Source organism: Spirosoma aerolatum (assembly GCF_002056795.1).
Taxonomy (GTDB): Bacteria; Bacteroidota; Bacteroidia; order Cytophagales; family Spirosomataceae; genus Spirosoma; species Spirosoma aerolatum.
The window spans coordinates 7,526,486-7,542,260 of the sequence record NZ_CP020104.1 but is presented as its reverse complement, the minus strand read 5'-3'; the positions used below and the strand labels follow the sequence as shown (position 1 = coordinate 7,542,260).

The window sequence follows — 15,775 nt, the reverse complement described above, 5'->3', positions numbered from 1 at the left end:
GTGAACTATCGTCCGAAAGGTACGACCAGCTACGCAAAACAACCAGATATACAGGAGATTTTTCGCTAACTAGTTTTTACCTATACAGTATTAACCAGCCATGAAACCCCAACCGTACCAACGATCGCTCTGGCACCACGCCCGGAACTATATAGTGGCTTTCTATCAGACACAACGGAATGCGTTTGTGGTTCTGCTTACACTATTGCTGGCATTGTATATTCTGACAGGTCCCGACCAGGCCACCGATATGATCAATGCGGTAATTTATACCGGAATAGTGAGCCAACTTTTTCAATTCATTCTGTTTAGTGCATTTATCTGGAGTTGGGTGGTGTATGCCAGTACCCGATTAATTTTATACATTTCGCCGGTTGGTTTACAACTCACAGACGAATGCAGCTGGCTCCTCCGCTGGCTTCCCAAAATAGGCGGCATGATACCCACACTCATACTGGCCTATGCCTTTTATCAGTCTGACCAGGGCCACCCGTATCTACTTCTTCTGGAGAGCATTGTGCTGTTGTTCCTGTTTCTGACAGCCGAACGGACTATTCCGGTTTTTGCCTTACCCGATCATTGGGAAACGTCCGACGCCTATACATCACTAAAGCACGACATTCAGGTACTCTGGCAGCATCGCTTTAGCCGCTTTGTCCTGATCGCCAACGTTGGCCTGACGAGTTGCCTGCTTATTCTGTTTAGTTTACCCGTCGAACTCGGCATTGCCCGGCAACTTCGGCCTACAGCGGTCATTATTTTCGGTATTACCATCATCACGTTTTGGGGAAGTCTGCTGGTTTACCTGAACGATTACCGATATCGCCCGCTGGTTCTCCTGGCTGTCGCTTATTTAGTGGTGGCCAGTGTGTTCAACGACAATACGGCGGTTCGCCGGATGGGAGGTCGTTCGGTACTAGACACAACCCGACGACCAACGGTTGAGGCCCATTTTCGGCAATGGGTCGATGCGCGTAAACAGGAGGACCGGGATACAATTCCGTTGGTGCTGGTGGCTGCCGAAGGGGGTGGTATCCGAGCCCTGAACTGGACAGCCGAAACGCTGATCCGGCTAGACTCGATTATTCCAGGCTTTAGCCGCCATGTCTATGCGCTGAGTGGAGTCTCGGGCGGGGGCGTGGGAACGGTCTTCTATACAGCGTTTCTCCGCGACGTCATCGAAACCCAGCGCGTTGGCCGGTTTGAGCAATTTCGGAAGGTTATCCGTGATGATTATCTGTCGCCCCTGTCGGCGGCTCTTCTGTTTCCTGATGCGGTTCAACGGGTAATTCCATTTCCCATTTCGTCGCTGGAACGGGCCAAGTGGCTCGAAGATTCGTGGGCCTTTTCGTACCGAAATAATCTGGCAGTCAATACGCTGGATTCTTCCCTAACGGCACTCTACCAAGCCCAAACCGGATACCACTATAACCTACCGTCGTTACTGCTCAATGGAACGATGGCCGAATCGGGGCAGAAAATTATCACCTCAAATTTAAAACTCGATCCACACTACTTTACCGATGTGGTATCGACGCTGGATGTGCTGGGGGCGGATGTTCCATTAAAAACAGCGGCATCACTTTGTAGTCGTTTCCCGCTGGTCACCAATGGGGCTCTTATTCGGCGGGATTCAGTCGATAAGAACGGCCAGCGTCAACCCTATGGAGGTCATGTGGTCGATGGGGGCTATTTCGACAATTCGGGGGTTGAAACCTGCATCCAACTACTCAATAATCTGGTGCCGTCGATTCGAAAGCTGGATACGGTCGATCATGTTATTGTGATACCCTATATTCTGTTCATCAAAAACAGCAGTACAGATAGCCAGCTACCTCATAAGAAGTCCGTATTGCAGGAAGTACAGGTGCCTCTATTAGCCTTTTTCAACGCCTGGGATAACGGCTCCAACACCCGTGATCGGATGTTTGGCTCGTTTATGGACCGATTTGCTAACCCCAAAACCAGCTACTTAACTCTGCGTCTGGCCTACAACGATAAGTATCCGCTAGGCTGGTTCCTGTCCGACAGCATGGCCCGCAGCCTGAGCCGACAGGCCAAAGATTCCATTAGTCTGAAAAACAAAGAATTGGTTCGGTTAAAAAGTACCTTCCGGCGGCTGGGTGTGGTGCGTATGGCAAAATAAAAACGGTTTGCGGCTTGTCAGTCATTTTTTATACGATTAGCCGTGTCATTTACAAATTCCAGAATATCGCCCGGCTGACAGTCTAATGCTTTGCAAATGGCGTCTAAGGTGCTAAAACGAATGGCTTTCGCCTTGCCTGTCTTTAAGACAGACAGGTTAGATAATGTCAAATCAACTCGTTCAGACAGTTCATTCAGCGAAATTTTCCGCTTTGCCATCATCACGTCGAGGTTTACAATGATTGGCATAGCTTAAATGGTTAAGTCATTTTCAGATTTCATATCTACAGCATTCTGCAGAATTTTTTCAAATATGGCTGCAGCTGTTGCCATTACGATAGCGCCAAACGTAGCCACGATACACATGGCAAGAAAACCCGCCGGATCGTCGTCCTTATGATGATTTATCTTTACATATACGCCTGCCAGCACAATTAAACTACCCAATACGATGGCACAATGCTTTATGCTCTTTAAGGCGGCAACCGAATTTGACGAGAACACTTTATTCTGCCCGATGTAGCCAAGTAATTTGAACGCTTTATACAACGCAACAAAAAAAGCGATTGAGGCTGCGTAACCATACAGGATTAATGGGTCAGTGTAAATGCTGAACAGGTCTAAGTTCGTGGCTCGCCCCTCAGTTAAGGGAAACCGAATCAAAATGGCAATTGCCACAAGGCCAATCAGCACGATGACGGCCTGGAGAAATAGGGTTGACGCTCTTTTCATACTGGTTTTAGGATTTCAGCTTATAGCACAAACGTAATAAATATTTATTGATAATCAATAAATATTTATTATTAATTATGATAGGACACGAGTTTGAATGCCTCTGTAAAACCGATTTACAGATTCAGAACCAGAACGGCCAGCCTATTTGATTAGTTGGTTCGTCAGCTACAATGGCCGCTAATAGTCATAGATGCACTGACCGATTCAACTCTCACGTATTTTTGTGCATTCATTCGCCCCTGACGACTATGAACCTTCACATAAATGGCCGCATCTGGCTCGAAACAACATCGGCTGACTCGGTCGAGCGCTTTATGGGTATTGGTCGGTTCGAATTACTGGAGCACATCCAGCAAACCGGCTCCATCAATCAGGCAGCCAAAGCCATGAAAATGTCGTACAAACGCGCCTGGGACCTAGTTCACTCCATGAACACACAGGCCGAAACTCCTCTGGTTTCGACCCAAACGGGGGGCGAAAAAGGCGGGGGAGCCATCGTAACAGAGGCAGGTCAGAAATACCTTGCCTACTACCGGGGCCTGCACGAGCGGTTCCAGCAATTCATGGCGATTGAGCTGACTGAACTACCTGCCTAAGTGCAGAATGATTGGCGGGGCTTAGGGCTTCTTTTTCAATTCATTGAGAACCGTTTGTAGCCGTCGGTCGTAGTCTTCAATCTGCTTATCGTAGCGATGCGTTGTGTCGGTAAGCGAGCGCCCGAGAAGGGTAAAACTATTGATTCGTAGTGTGCTGTATTGACGCAGCAGTGCATTGCGCTGGTGATACTCGTCGGGTAGTTCGAGCTTATCAGCTTCATTGAGTACCGTTATTGCCTGTTTCCAGGCCGTAATTCCCCGCTCATTTATCGCTTTGGCTACACCCGATGCCGGTGTATTTCGGGGTAATTGAAAAACAGACATGGCTTCTTTTTCCAAGGCGCCGAATCGGTTCATGAGTCGTTCATAAGCGCCAAATGGATTCGCTGTGGTTTTGTAGACAACACCCGTTACAACAAGAATTATAGCTGTAGGAACAAGCAAAGGCCACCAGATCGGGCTACCTCGCCGACTTGGATGCAAGGCAGCAAAATAGTAAGCGTATCCAAACAATACCCCTGCCACCAGGCCTCCTATATGCGCTGCATTATCAATCCCAGACTGTAGGCCAAACAGGAGGTTATAGCCCATGAAAACCAGTACACTTCGCAACAGCGAACGACGGGTTTCAGCCTCAAGCCAATCAGTAGTCAACAGCGCAAAGAAGACCCCGTAAAGCCCAAAAATAGCCCCCGAAGCCCCGGCCCCCAAGACAACATCATGCCACCAGAGGCTCACGGCGCTACCCAGTAAGCCAGCCATCAAATACACGATGATGAACTTGCGACTACCCAGTATGCCTTCAATAACGAATCCAATCTGTGTCAGGGCATACATATTGAACAACAGGTGAATGATCCCAATATGCAGAAAGCAACTGCTCAATAATCGCCAGGGCTGGTCGTCGAGGGTTAAAGGCGTATAGTTAGCTCCCCACCGAATAAGAGCATCTCCGGCGGGTCGGAGTATGTTAACGCCCGTTACCGCCATTAGCAGAAAGATGCCCACATTCAGCCAGATCAGTATGGGCGTAACGGTATAACCCGGAGCTGGTTTGAGCAAATCCAATGGATTGGTCTTTTCATCGGCAGGAGGTTCCGACCCGAAAGTTTGCTCATGTGCATGCACAGGCTCAGGCAGATTGTTCTGGCTGGGCGATGGCGTTGTTGCTTTAGGCTTTAACTCTTCCGGCTTAGGCAATTCAGGAGATTCGTCACTCATATCGGCTGGTGGGATTAATGAAAACAATTAGGCTACCAATAGACTAACGCCAAACGACCCGACCAACGCACAATTTCGTTTAATTGTCGCTAATCAGGTCGTTTGGCGTATCACTTCGTTACTTCTTCGCCGAGTACATGACCCGCCAGACTTTTCCTTTCACCGAATCAGTAATGTAGAGTGAACCATCGGGCCCCTGCGCTAAGCCAACCGGACGAGCTACGGCATCGCCGGGGCTAGCCAGGTCAAGTTTACCAGCATTGACGTTGGTACCGGGTGTGCCCTGTTCAGCTACGCCCGCAAAATTCTCCGCGAATACTTCGTATTTACCCGAAGGGCGGCCATCGCTTCCGAACGGAATAAAGGCCACGAAATAACCACCCTGTTTCAACGGAGCACGGTTCCAGGAACCGTGGAAACAAACGAACGCACCGTTTTTGTAGCGGGCCGGAAACTGTGAGCCGGTATAAAATAGCAGATCGTTCGGAGCCCAGTGACCAGGGAACGCCATGATGGGTTTGTCTTTACCGGCGCAGCGATCCTGTTTCGTGCCATCGCCACCGTATTCGGGTGCCAGGAATTTTTTATTCTTATAATGATCGTAATAGCAGTAGGGCCAGCCAAAATCCGAGCCTTCTTTCACCATCAGAAACTCTTCGGAAGGTAGTTCGGCACTTATTTCGTCGGTAAATACACCACCCCAGTTGTTGAGGTTGTCGCGGCCATGCTGTAGGGCATAGAGGGTATTGGTCGCCTTATTCCAGTCGAGCGCAACAGCATTGCGAATTCCGGTGGCGTATCGCTTACCATCAGCCTTGTGCTGATTGAGTTTGTTGGCGTCGAACTGCCAGATACCACCATACTCTTCCAGAATAGGGCAGGGGTCCATGCCCATCGAGCCTTTCTGCCGGTCTTTCTCCTGACAGGCGTTCGAAGGAGCGCCGAAATTGACAAACAGCTTGCCATCGGGCGAAATGGTCAGGGATTTGCTGGCATGCTGGCGTTGCAAAGTTAGGCCTGTCACAATGGGTTCGGCCGGTGTGGTTTCCATAACCTTACCGTTTGTCAGTTTATAGCGGTACACCGACGTATCGGACGAGGCATACAGGTAGCCATTGTAGATGTCCATCCCAGTACCCGTATTTGTCCCGAACATAGCCGTCAGATCGGCTACGCCATCCCCATTTGAATCGTTAAGCTGAACAATACCCTTGCCGTTGTTCAGCTTTTCCAGCTTAACGAACACGGTTCCGGTATTGCTCACGATTACGTGACGCGCTTTACCCAGATTATCAGCAAAAAGCGTTGCCCGAAAGCCCCCACCCAGTTTAATACCGCCATTCTCTGGTGGCGTGACTGATCGCGTCGAAACGCTCTTCTTAACAGCATTCGGCTTGGTCGTTACAGGGTGGCCCGGTAGGGCAATCGCTGATCCGGCAAAGGTGACGACTATACTGGAGACCAGCACTAAGGTCGATTTCATGATGGTAGTTTTTGTTGACAGGATGTATTGATGGTTTCCACAGCTAAACGGCCTGCTAACACAGAAAGTTTAAGCCGTTTCTGGAAAAGAAAGGCCTTACAGAAGGCAGGCTACTCATCAGAATTTGGGTAAAAATAAAGAGGCTCTTTTCTCTATACAGCTTCCAAAGCCATTCATCTCATACAGTAATTTAGTTAGCCCTAACTATTTCCGAGGGCAATAAACTTCCTGAATTTTAACCACTGTATCCAGAACGGGATTCGGGCGCAACGCCCGCGTATTTTCTTTTACTCGAACGCCATGAAACATCCACAAATTTTCACCAGTCTGGTTAGTTTGCTGCTCATCAGCCGTATCGCTCAGGCGCAACTGGTCACGCCCACGGTTGTGAAGGTCAATCTATCGGGTGCTGTTTTTAAGAATTATCAGATTCAGTATGAGCGCGTTCTAACGCCCCGTAGTACCATTACCGTCACCGCTGGGGCGTCAATTGATGCACCACTACCGTTCAAACAGGCACTTATGGACCAGTACGGTGAAAATGACGATGCCGTACGGGCCATAAACCGAACATTGTTTAACAAATACACGGGTACCCTCGAATACCGATTCTACTTCAGCGGTCAGGCTCCCAGAGGCTGGTATATTGCTCCGTTTGCCCGTTACATCAATATGGACATCAGCCAGGACTATACCTACACGCCCAGCGATGGCATTCTTCACCATGCGCATATGAACGCTAAATTCAATGCATTTGGCGCGGGTATTCTGTTAGGGCATCAGTGGCTGATTGGCAATCGGGTCACGCTGGATTTATGGCTGTTGGGCCCCTTCTACGGTACCAACGTAACAGCCGATTTCGTCGGTGAAGACCCGCTCTGGAAAAATCTGAAACCGGCTGACATTACCAAGCTCCACAGCGACATTGAAAACACAACCCTTCCTGGGTATACTACTACTGCGACGATTGCGGTCCCGCTCATCGAAGCGAAACTGGTCGGGCCATATTATGGCGTAAGAGCTTTTGGAGTAGGACTGGGGTATCGGTTTTGAGAGACTAATCTAGTAGGCGACTCTAGTGAGGGGCTGTAGCAAGCTGGTTGAAGGGAATTTCGATTACGATCAGGGTACCGCTGTCCTGCTTTTGTTTGATTTCCATCTGGCCATTCAGGTAGGCGATTTTGGTTTTCATATCGGTCAATCCTTTTCCTTTACTAGCTTCGTTATCGACAAAACCAATGCCATCATCTTCGGCGATGATCGACACGGTTTTCTCATGGTCGATTACTTCGATGGTAGCCTGGGTGGCCTGTGCGTGTTTCAGAATGTTATGCAATAACTCCTGAACAATCCGGTACAGTTCATTCAAAAACGATAGCGGGTAATCGGTTGGCTCGTCAAAACCGACAACGATCATATCGAGCTTCAGCTTTTCGGAGGTATTCACAGTTTCGCCAAGGTCGGTAATGGCTTTGGCGAAACCGTATTTTTCAATAGCCAGTGGTGTTAGTCGATGGCTTAGCTCCCGAATGGTGGTCGAAACCGACAGCAGCACTTCCTGAGTTTTATGGAGTTTCTTCTCGGATCGCTCGTCAGGGACTCCTTTTTCGAGCGTCGACGAAACGTTTAGTGTAGCCAGTGCTAGCATGGCACTCACTTCATCGTGCAATTGATCAGCGATTTTGCGTCGTTCGGTTTCTTCTGCGTCCATAATACCACGCATCAGTTCAATATGACGCTCTTTTTCGAGCTGTTCCATCCGACTTTGCTGTAAGGCTTCCTTCTGCCGACTACGGATTTGCCGATTGCGCAGATAAAGGATCAGGAACAGAATCGCCAGCCCCGCCAGGCTAATTAGTATGGTATAAAAAATCCGCTCCCGCCGAATCTCGCGGTCGCGGGCTTCACTGGCTTCGTTCAGGCGAATGATCTGTTGTTCCTTATCCCGGATACGAACCTTTGCCAGAATCTCCTGAACCGATCGGTATTGGTTCAGATTAGTCAGCGAATCTTTAATAGCATAAAACGTCTCCTGCGCCTGTGCATAAGCGGGATAATTGCCTTTCGCTTTCAGTAGGTCGGCGTAGTATTGGTAAAAATAAAGCCCAGAAGCCGTGTATTCCCGATTTTTCAGTTTGGGCCGGTATTGATTGAATACCTGGTCGGCCTGTCCAAACCGACCATTCAGGGTCAATACATGCGCGTAGGAGATAGAGAATGGAATGACACTTAGTCCCTCGCCCTCGCCTTCTTTCTCCTGTACCAGTTCATAATAATTCAGGGCTTTGGCATATTGCCCAGTATGTTCGGCCAATAACCCTGCCGCCAGAAAATAGCCACTGTAGGGTATCTCGGCTTCGGGCACGCCGAAAATAGCCTTGCTTTTTGCCAGGTACTTGCGGGCAGCCGCAAAATCGCGCTGGTAGATTTTGACAACAGCAACTTCGGCATTAAAATAACCCGCCTGAATACTGAGCGGATTCGGCTTGACTGTGGCATCATAAAATAGTTCGGCAAACTTCCAGGCATTGTCGTAATCGGCCAGTAGCAGGTTGATCTGCATAAGCTGGTAGTACACACTCGGCCCGGCATTGCGGAAGGTAAAAGCGGTGCGCTCGTATAATTTTCGGGGGTAACGATTCAGGCTCGAATCTTTTGCCAGTTCCAGCAACGATTCAAATTCAGTCACCTGCTTTTGCGGATTATACGGATAGTACCGAACGGCGTAATTGTACCGGGCGGTAAACAGCGCGTTTTTATCCCGCAGTCCAGAAGCTAGCCGAATAGCCTTCTCAAAGTAATCGCGCATAGCGGTCGTACCACCCGGAAAGGAATTGGCCCGAAAGGTATAAATAAAGGAAAGATTCTCTCTGTCATTGGCGCGTCGGCACTCCTGCTCGCCCAAATCAAGATACCGCTTAAACTCCGCTTCTTTGCCCCATTCTCCATACATAACAGCCGTGGCCACCAGTGCTTCCCGCATAAATCGGGTATGTGGGCCTGCATTTTCCCGAGCCTGCCGGTAGAGATCCTCTGCCTCCTTCGAAAAGATCATGGACGATTTGGCCCGCGCCCAACCCATGAGTAAGCTATGCACCCATGCCCGGTTGCCCGTTTTTTTTACCATGGGCACATACTCGGCCAGCATTTCGTAGCTACGATTAATATTGGTGCGGCCCGTTTTCTGCATCAGATCGCAGGCGGCCCGGAAGGTTTGTTCGGTGATGGGCTGGCGTTTCAGTCGATTCCATTCGGCCTGCCCTTCCTGATCGCTCGCAGGTTGCGCCTTCACGACCATGCCAACCAGTAGGCAGGCAATTAGTCCTAGAATCCGTAGCATGGCATTTAAAGAGGATATGGGTTGACTGTCAGGCAACTAATCAAATGTAACGAGAATTTTGACTCAAAAACAGTCGCATTCAGGTAACGTCATCAATAAACGGTCGACTTTGCGTAATTTTGATGGGTACAATCGATGCCTTACTGTCTTTTGCCCAAGTATGCATAAACTCTTTTTATTCGTCGTCCGTCAAACAGCTTTAGCATTTATCGGCTGTTTGCTGTCGAAAAATCTTCAGGCCCAGAGCGATCTGCCGCCCTTGTCGCTTGCTCAACTCGCCCGACCCAATAGCTGGCAACTCGTTGGGTCTGTATCGCCAACAGCCGATGCCTCGTCGATACGCACCCAATCCGGGAGCAATGTACTGGTAGGCTCAAACGAGCCGCTCACGCTACTGACACCCACCGATGATTTTCGGTTACGCTTCGAAGTCCTGCTCTCTGCTGGTGCGGATGCTGTTTTGACACTACCAACTGGTCAGCAAATCAGCTTTGCCGATTCACGCGAATACTCGCGACTCCTAAAAGCGCCCGGCCTGTGGCAAACGGTCGATGTATGGTACAAAACAAAGGGGCCGAAAGGCTTTTCATCGCTGGAGAAACTAGCCTTGAACGGCGTAACCCTCCGCGAAAGCCAAACGCTGGCCAATGGGAAATTAGGTCCGTTGACAGTGATGACCCGGAAAGGGACACTGGCGCTTCGCAAGGTGGGTTATCGGGTAATGTCGCCCCGCATAGTTGCCCAGTGGAGCGGTCCGCTGAGCTATACCATTGTCGAAGGCGGTTATATTCAGGACCCACAGGATGCCATGCGTCGGAAAGTGCTCAAACAGGACACCACCAGCCAACTGACGTATGAAGTGTCGTATGGTCAGTCGCGCCAGTACAGTATCTTTTTTACCGGTAAACTGAATGCGTTACAAACGGGCGATTATCAGTTCGATCTCAATCAGGGCGGTTTGGCCGCTCTCTGGATCGACGGCAAGGAAGTTATCCCCATCAATCACCTTGAACTAGGTATGCCTAATCCGGGTAAGGTTTCGCTGACGGCCGGACCACATGATGTTAAGATCTATTTCTCTCGTTCCTGGTTCCGGCCGGGTTTAGGATTGTACGTGTCGCAGGCGGGTACGCGGCCGCAACCCCTTCATGCGCAGTCGTCTCTACCTGAGCCCGATGCGATAGCTGTTATCAGCGTAAACCCCGATTATAGCGATCCAATGAATCAGGTGCAGCGAATTCGGTCGTTTGTCCAGATGCCGGGAGAGAAAACCAAACGCACGCACAGCATGTCGGTCGGTTCACCAACGGGTATCCATTACACCGTCGATCTGAACCAGATGGCGCTGTTGCAGGTCTGGAAGGGTGATTTTGCCAACACTACCGAAATGTGGTACGAACGGGGCGAACCTCAACTGCTGAGTCCGCTGGGAGCCGTTGTTCTTCTGCCGGGTCAAACACCCGTAATGGTATTAGACAACGAATCGGCTGCCTGGCCCGATAGCGTCAGCGAAAATACCTTACAGTATAAAGGGCTTACCATCGACAAGCAGGGCAAACCTACCCTCCAGTATAGGCTGGCCGGAGCCACCGTTACCGATGCGATTCGTTCGGAAGGTGATGCTCTGGTTCGGACGTTAACCCTGACGGGTTCACCAACCGGAACGCCTTATTGCCGGATTGCGGCTGCGTCATCGGTCGAAGAAGTTGGTAAAGGCCTGTACGCCGTCAACGACCGGAGCTATTACATTCGTATCGATCCAAAAGCCAAAGTCAAAACACGTCAGAGCAACGGAAAGCAAGAGCTGCTACTGCCTGTAGACATGAAAAACGGCGGAGGTTCAGTGCAGTATTCTATTGTATTCTAAAAATCTCTATCCATCTCCATGTTAACACTGTGTTTCTCTGTGGAATGACAAATTATAGCCTAGAGAAACACGAAGTTAAACGGAGATGCACGGAGATCATTAAACGATGAGTACTAAGGATTTAACCTGGCAGGACTTCGAGAAAGTGGAAATCCGGACGGCTACCGTCGTGGCTGTTGAAGCTTTCCCACAGGCCCGCAAACCTGCTTATAAATTAACGCTCGACTTTGGGGACTTCGGTGTAAAACGAACCTCAGCTCAATTAACGAAGCTCTATCAGGCCGACGAATTGATTGGAAAACAGGTAGTCGCGGTCGTCAATTTTCCACCCAAACAGATTGCCACGTTTATGAGCGAATGTCTGGTCTTAGGGGCCGTGGCCGAGGATGGCACCGTAACCCTGCTCCAGACCGAACGCCCAACCCAGAACGGATTACGAATTGCTTAAAAATTAATGTAAAATGAATAATGTACCATGTAGAATGAGGAAGTTGGCGAGCTTAGTTACGCTCTTATGCACTCTTTCACTCTTTCACTCTTTCACTTTTGCTCAACGTCCGGCGAGCGAAGAGGATTATTACCGGATTATCACTTTACCTATTCCTGAAGACATTAAGCTTGAAATCGGTGGACTGGCTCCGCTACCCGATGGGCGGCTGGCAGCCTGTACGCGTCGGGGCGATGTCTGGATCATCAGCAATCCCTATATGCAGGGTAGCCGTGTTCCAACCTACAAGAAGTTCGCGTCGGGACTGCACGAGCCACTGGGCCTGATGTGGCATCCTAAAGGGTATTTCCTCTGTACCCAACGGGGCGAAGTAACCAAGCTGGTCGACAAAGACGGCGACGACGTGGCGGATGAGTATAGCTCATTTTATAAATGGCCCCTTTCGGGCAACTACCACGAGTACAGCTACGGCCCGGTTCTACTGCCCGATGGCGACATGATCATCACCCTCAACCTCGACTGGATCGGCTACGGTGCCAGTCTGGCGAAATGGCGCGGCTGGATGCTGAAATTGCGCGAAACACCCTCCGGTCAGGTTGAAATGACTCCCTGGGCCACCGGTCTCCGTTCACCAGCCGGATTTGGTGTGTTGACTGATGGCAGCATTTTCTACACCGAAAACCAGGGCGACTGGGTTGGATCGGGCCGGATGACGCATCTGGAAAAAGGTTCATTTGCCGGTAACCCTGCCGGACTTCGGTGGAGCAGCGAACCGGGTTCTCCCCTGGCCTTAAAACCCGACGATGTACCCAGCACGGGTAAGCCTATGTTTGAAGTAGCAAAAACCGTTAAAAACCTGAAAGTACCGTCGGTCTGGTTTCCACATACGCTGATGGGCATTTCAACCTCCGATTTCCGGCAGGACACTACCAAAGGCGCGTTTGGTCCCTTCGAAGGTCAGTTGTTTGTGGGCGATCAGGGGCACAGTAAAATCATGCGGGTGGCGATGGAAAAAGTGGGGGACGAGTGGCAGGGAGCCTGTTTTCCGTTCCGGGAGGGCTTTTCGTCGGGCATTCTTCGCACAACCTGGGGGCAGGATGGTTCCCTGTTTGTGGGTATGACCAGCCGGGGATGGGCCGCTACCGGAAAAGAGCCTTATGGCGTTCAGCGTCTGGTCTGGACGGGTAAAGTTCCGTTTGAGATCAAAACCATTACGTCGAAACCCGATGGCTTCGAAGTAGCCTTCACATTACCTGTCGACCGTAAAACGGCTGAGAATCCCGAAAGTTATAGCCTCAATAGCTTCACCTACCGCTACCACCGCACTTATGGCAGTCCGATTGAGGATGCCCGACCTGTTCCTATTCGTGGCGTTGTCGTGGCTCCCGACGGACTCAGTGCCCGTATTGTAGCCGATACTGTGTTGCGCGAAGGGTATATCCACGAAGTGAAGGCCGAAGGTGTTCGTTCGGCATCGACCAATGCGCCCCTGCTGCATTCGGTTGGCTATTACACACTCAATGCTATTGCACCGGGCGAAAAGCTGAACTTGCCTGCTCGTGCGGTTGCTATGGCCAAACACGAACATGCCGAGATGATGGCAACGGAGAAAAAAGCCGCTACCACAGCTGCTAAAAACGTAAAAGCAGTAAACGCCAAACGTACCGTAGCCATGCCCGCCGACTGGACAAATGGCCCCGACCAGACCCTGACCATCGGCACCAAACCGGGCCTGAAATTCGATGTTGATAAGCTGGAAGTGAAAGCTGGTAGCCGCATCAAACTCGTGTTCAACAACAACGACGACATGCTGCACAACTGCGTGATTACCAAACCCGGTGCGGCCAACGCCGTAGGCGAAGCGGCCCTTCGACTCAACCTGAACGGCCCGAAAATGAACTACGTGCCGAACTCGCCCAACGTACTGTATCACACCAACATCCTCCAGCCCGAAACCTCCGAAACCATCTACTTCCTGGCTCCCTCCGAAGCGGGCGACTACCAGTTCGTTTGTTCGTTCCCTGGCCACTACTCCGTGATGCAGGGAACGCTGAAAGTAGTGAAGTAAAACACTGCCCTCATGAATTCGTTAATCTTTCTATAGAACCAATATTTTTCTTTAAAACGGTTCTATAGAAAGATTTTCTATGTCTAATCCTGCTCTGAATTAACTATAAACCAATACTATTTACGTACATGCTTAAGCTACTATTAGGAACAGGTCTAGTTTTAATTCATTTAGTTACTTCAGCGCAAGCGACCAGAGGAACTTTTAAATATGGGGTATGTGGACATCCATTAACTCAGGAAGCTTACTCAAATAATATAGATTTACAGTTAAAAATTTTAAAAAGTATAAACAGTAAATTTTACAGAATAGATCTTCCGGTCGACTCGTTGGGATATGTAGTGAATTCAGATCTCTTGAAAGAAATCATACAAAAAGCGAAAAAGGCTACTATAAAACTGTTACCCATATTAGTCTTCAATAAATCTGTATACAAAACTAATTCTTCAGACGCTGCCTATAAAAATGGCCTAGAATACGGTAAGAATTTTTCAAAGACTTATAAATTATATTTCGATTATTATGAAATCGGTAATGAGGAAGACAATAACTTAATTATACCCCAAAGGCATGGCATCACTGTTGCGGACTTCGACACAACCAAGGCTATTTATGTAATGGCCTACTTTAAAGGCGTTTGTGATGGAATAAAGCAGGAAGATAAATTCGCAAAATTAATCATTAACCATGCGTGGATTCACTGGGGTTTCCTTGATTTATTAAAAAAATACAAAGTCAATTATGATATAATCGGTTGCCATTGGTATTCAGACATGGCCGATCTTCAAAATGCTGGCGGATCTTTTGGGGATGTTACCAATCATTTATATCAGCGTTTTGCAAAACGGATATGGATTACAGAATTTAATATCAGGAACGGTTCAACTTACTCATTAAAATCAACGGATAATGCTTGGTTTCTTAGAAATCTCCGATTTATCCGTCGGAATAAATATGTTGATGCATTATTCATTTACGAACTCTTTGATGAGCCTGCTTTTGCTAATAAACAATCGGCTTACTATAATCCCGGAGAAGCTGTTTATGGATTAGGGGCCTGGAAAGAAAAATATTCGCTGGTTAATCAGAAACCTATTTTGGGCGTTTATAAAAAATTTATTCAACAGAATCCCTAGTTAGCACTAGCAAATCCTCCTTTCAACAGAATCCCTTGCTATAATTCAAATCGGTTTTAAATAAGAGTTAATCATGGATACTATCAACTAGGAATACACTTTACTATTCCATGACGCTCCTTATCAGGGCGTCATTGTTTTTTAGGCTTTTAACCCCTAAATCGTGTTGTTTTTCGTTCTATCCGTATGCGAAACGTTTTTTGGCTCATCTTGCTCAGTATTCTTTCCTTTTCGGCTCAAGCCCAAAGTCGACGCGACGACGATACCTCTCATTATCGTACAGTTCCCATTCCTGCCCACCTGCTCCCCATCGAACGAGCTTATGGCTCTTCCTCGCTGGGAAGTGTTTATTTTTATGGAGGTAAAAAGCTGTCGTCGCCTTATTCGCTGGAAATACCCTTCTACGAACTGAACGACCCGGAGGTGAGTCATCGGTTTAAGGCGTTTCGAACGTTAACGACATTGGGGCGTTTGACGGCATTGGTCCCGCTGGCGTATATCATTTTGAGCAGCAACAAAAGTAATGGTACGTACTGGACCGTTTATGGCGGCTCTATCGTTGCAACGCTCACCTTCACGATTGTGGGTAACGGGCAAATCAATAAAGCGGTGACCCGTTATAATGCGCTTCTTCGTCAGCCCCGGCTTGGCTTTTCGGCCACTCCGGTACCGCTGACAGGTATGCACGCTATGGGTGCAGGGGTGGCCTGGTCATTTTAAGCAGTAATCCCCTTTT

General features: G+C 49.0%; 13 protein-coding genes. 8 read left to right on the top strand and 5 right to left on the bottom strand.

Features of this window, described 5'->3' with window-relative positions; translation table 11 throughout:
• Positions 1–100: 100 nt before the first annotated feature.
• The gene (locus tag B5M13_RS31405; RefSeq protein ID WP_080059421.1) at positions 101–2,146 is read left to right on the top strand and encodes a hypothetical protein; all 2,046 of its coding nucleotides are present in this window, start codon (positions 101–103) and stop codon (positions 2,144–2,146) included.
• A 17-nt stretch (positions 2,147–2,163) separates the two neighbouring features.
• Here B5M13_RS31405 and B5M13_RS31400 read toward each other — a convergent pair whose 3' ends face one another.
• Both B5M13_RS31400 and B5M13_RS31395 read right to left on the bottom strand, forming a co-directional pair.
• Positions 2,164–2,394, bottom strand: a complete 231-nt coding sequence (locus B5M13_RS31400) for a helix-turn-helix domain-containing protein (protein ID WP_080059420.1) — start codon at positions 2,392–2,394, stop codon at positions 2,164–2,166.
• Between the two features lie 3 nt (positions 2,395–2,397).
• Complete coding sequence (locus tag B5M13_RS31395) at positions 2,398–2,877, bottom strand: DUF2975 domain-containing protein (RefSeq protein WP_080059419.1); 480 nt, start codon at positions 2,875–2,877, stop codon at positions 2,398–2,400.
• Positions 2,878–3,128: 251 nt separating this feature from the next.
• Between B5M13_RS31395 and B5M13_RS31390 the strand changes: the two genes are divergently transcribed.
• A complete protein-coding gene (locus tag B5M13_RS31390) occupies positions 3,129–3,476 on the top strand; it encodes a winged helix-turn-helix domain-containing protein (RefSeq protein ID WP_080059418.1) in 348 nt (115 codons plus the stop codon).
• 21 nt (positions 3,477–3,497) lie between these two features.
• On the opposite strand, the gene B5M13_RS31385 is transcribed toward B5M13_RS31390, so the two are convergent.
• Together B5M13_RS31385 and B5M13_RS31380 are read right to left on the bottom strand one after the other, a co-directional pair.
• Positions 3,498–4,697 carry a rhomboid family intramembrane serine protease gene (locus B5M13_RS31385; RefSeq protein ID WP_080059417.1) on the bottom strand — a complete coding sequence of 400 codons (1,200 nt, stop codon included), beginning with the start codon at positions 4,695–4,697 and terminating at the stop codon, positions 3,498–3,500.
• A 118-nt stretch (positions 4,698–4,815) separates the two neighbouring features.
• Complete coding sequence (locus B5M13_RS31380) at positions 4,816–6,180, bottom strand: PQQ-dependent sugar dehydrogenase (RefSeq protein ID WP_080059416.1); 1,365 nt, start codon at positions 6,178–6,180, stop codon at positions 4,816–4,818.
• A gap of 300 nt (positions 6,181–6,480) precedes the next feature.
• On the opposite strand from B5M13_RS31380, the gene B5M13_RS31375 reads away from it, so the two are divergent.
• Positions 6,481–7,233, top strand: a complete 753-nt coding sequence (locus tag B5M13_RS31375) for a DUF3575 domain-containing protein (protein WP_080059415.1) — start codon at positions 6,481–6,483, stop codon at positions 7,231–7,233.
• A gap of 22 nt (positions 7,234–7,255) precedes the next feature.
• Here B5M13_RS31375 and B5M13_RS31370 read toward each other — a convergent pair whose 3' ends face one another.
• Positions 7,256–9,520 carry a sensor histidine kinase gene (locus tag B5M13_RS31370; RefSeq protein ID WP_080059414.1) on the bottom strand — a complete coding sequence of 755 codons (2,265 nt, stop codon included), beginning with the start codon at positions 9,518–9,520 and terminating at the stop codon, positions 7,256–7,258.
• A 160-nt stretch (positions 9,521–9,680) separates the two neighbouring features.
• Here B5M13_RS31370 and B5M13_RS31365 point away from each other — a divergent pair, with 160 nt between their 5' ends.
• From B5M13_RS31365 to B5M13_RS31345, 5 genes are all read left to right on the top strand, one after another.
• Positions 9,681–11,387 carry a PA14 domain-containing protein gene (locus B5M13_RS31365; protein WP_080059413.1) on the top strand — a complete coding sequence of 569 codons (1,707 nt, stop codon included), beginning with the start codon at positions 9,681–9,683 and terminating at the stop codon, positions 11,385–11,387.
• A gap of 106 nt (positions 11,388–11,493) precedes the next feature.
• Entirely contained in the window at positions 11,494–11,835 is a 342-nt protein-coding gene (locus tag B5M13_RS31360; RefSeq protein WP_080059412.1) for a tRNA-binding protein, read from the top strand.
• A gap of 34 nt (positions 11,836–11,869) precedes the next feature.
• Positions 11,870–13,903, top strand: a complete 2,034-nt coding sequence (locus B5M13_RS31355; protein WP_080059411.1) for a plastocyanin/azurin family copper-binding protein — start codon at positions 11,870–11,872, stop codon at positions 13,901–13,903.
• A 128-nt stretch (positions 13,904–14,031) separates the two neighbouring features.
• Positions 14,032–15,039, top strand: a complete 1,008-nt coding sequence (locus B5M13_RS31350) for a glycosyl hydrolase (protein WP_080059410.1) — start codon at positions 14,032–14,034, stop codon at positions 15,037–15,039.
• Between the two features lie 186 nt (positions 15,040–15,225).
• Entirely contained in the window at positions 15,226–15,759 is a 534-nt protein-coding gene (locus B5M13_RS31345) for a hypothetical protein (protein ID WP_080059409.1), read from the top strand.
• Positions 15,760–15,775 lie beyond the last annotated feature (16 nt).

Coding starts and splice junctions, on each gene's coding strand:
- B5M13_RS31405 (WP_080059421.1), top strand. CDS start 101: ATGAAACCCCAACCGTACCAACGATCGCTCTGGCACCACGCCCGGAAC.
- B5M13_RS31400 (WP_080059420.1), bottom strand. CDS start 2,394: ATGCCAATCATTGTAAACCTCGACGTGATGATGGCAAAGCGGAAAATT.
- B5M13_RS31395 (WP_080059419.1), bottom strand. CDS start 2,877: ATGAAAAGAGCGTCAACCCTATTTCTCCAGGCCGTCATCGTGCTGATT.
- B5M13_RS31390 (WP_080059418.1), top strand. CDS start 3,129: ATGAACCTTCACATAAATGGCCGCATCTGGCTCGAAACAACATCGGCT.
- B5M13_RS31385 (WP_080059417.1), bottom strand. CDS start 4,697: ATGAGTGACGAATCTCCTGAATTGCCTAAGCCGGAAGAGTTAAAGCCT.
- B5M13_RS31380 (WP_080059416.1), bottom strand. CDS start 6,180: ATGAAATCGACCTTAGTGCTGGTCTCCAGTATAGTCGTCACCTTTGCC.
- B5M13_RS31375 (WP_080059415.1), top strand. CDS start 6,481: ATGAAACATCCACAAATTTTCACCAGTCTGGTTAGTTTGCTGCTCATC.
- B5M13_RS31370 (WP_080059414.1), bottom strand. CDS start 9,520: ATGCTACGGATTCTAGGACTAATTGCCTGCCTACTGGTTGGCATGGTC.
- B5M13_RS31365 (WP_080059413.1), top strand. CDS start 9,681: ATGCATAAACTCTTTTTATTCGTCGTCCGTCAAACAGCTTTAGCATTT.
- B5M13_RS31360 (WP_080059412.1), top strand. CDS start 11,494: ATGAGTACTAAGGATTTAACCTGGCAGGACTTCGAGAAAGTGGAAATC.
- B5M13_RS31355 (WP_080059411.1), top strand. CDS start 11,870: ATGAGGAAGTTGGCGAGCTTAGTTACGCTCTTATGCACTCTTTCACTC.
- B5M13_RS31350 (WP_080059410.1), top strand. CDS start 14,032: ATGCTTAAGCTACTATTAGGAACAGGTCTAGTTTTAATTCATTTAGTT.
- B5M13_RS31345 (WP_080059409.1), top strand. CDS start 15,226: ATGCGAAACGTTTTTTGGCTCATCTTGCTCAGTATTCTTTCCTTTTCG.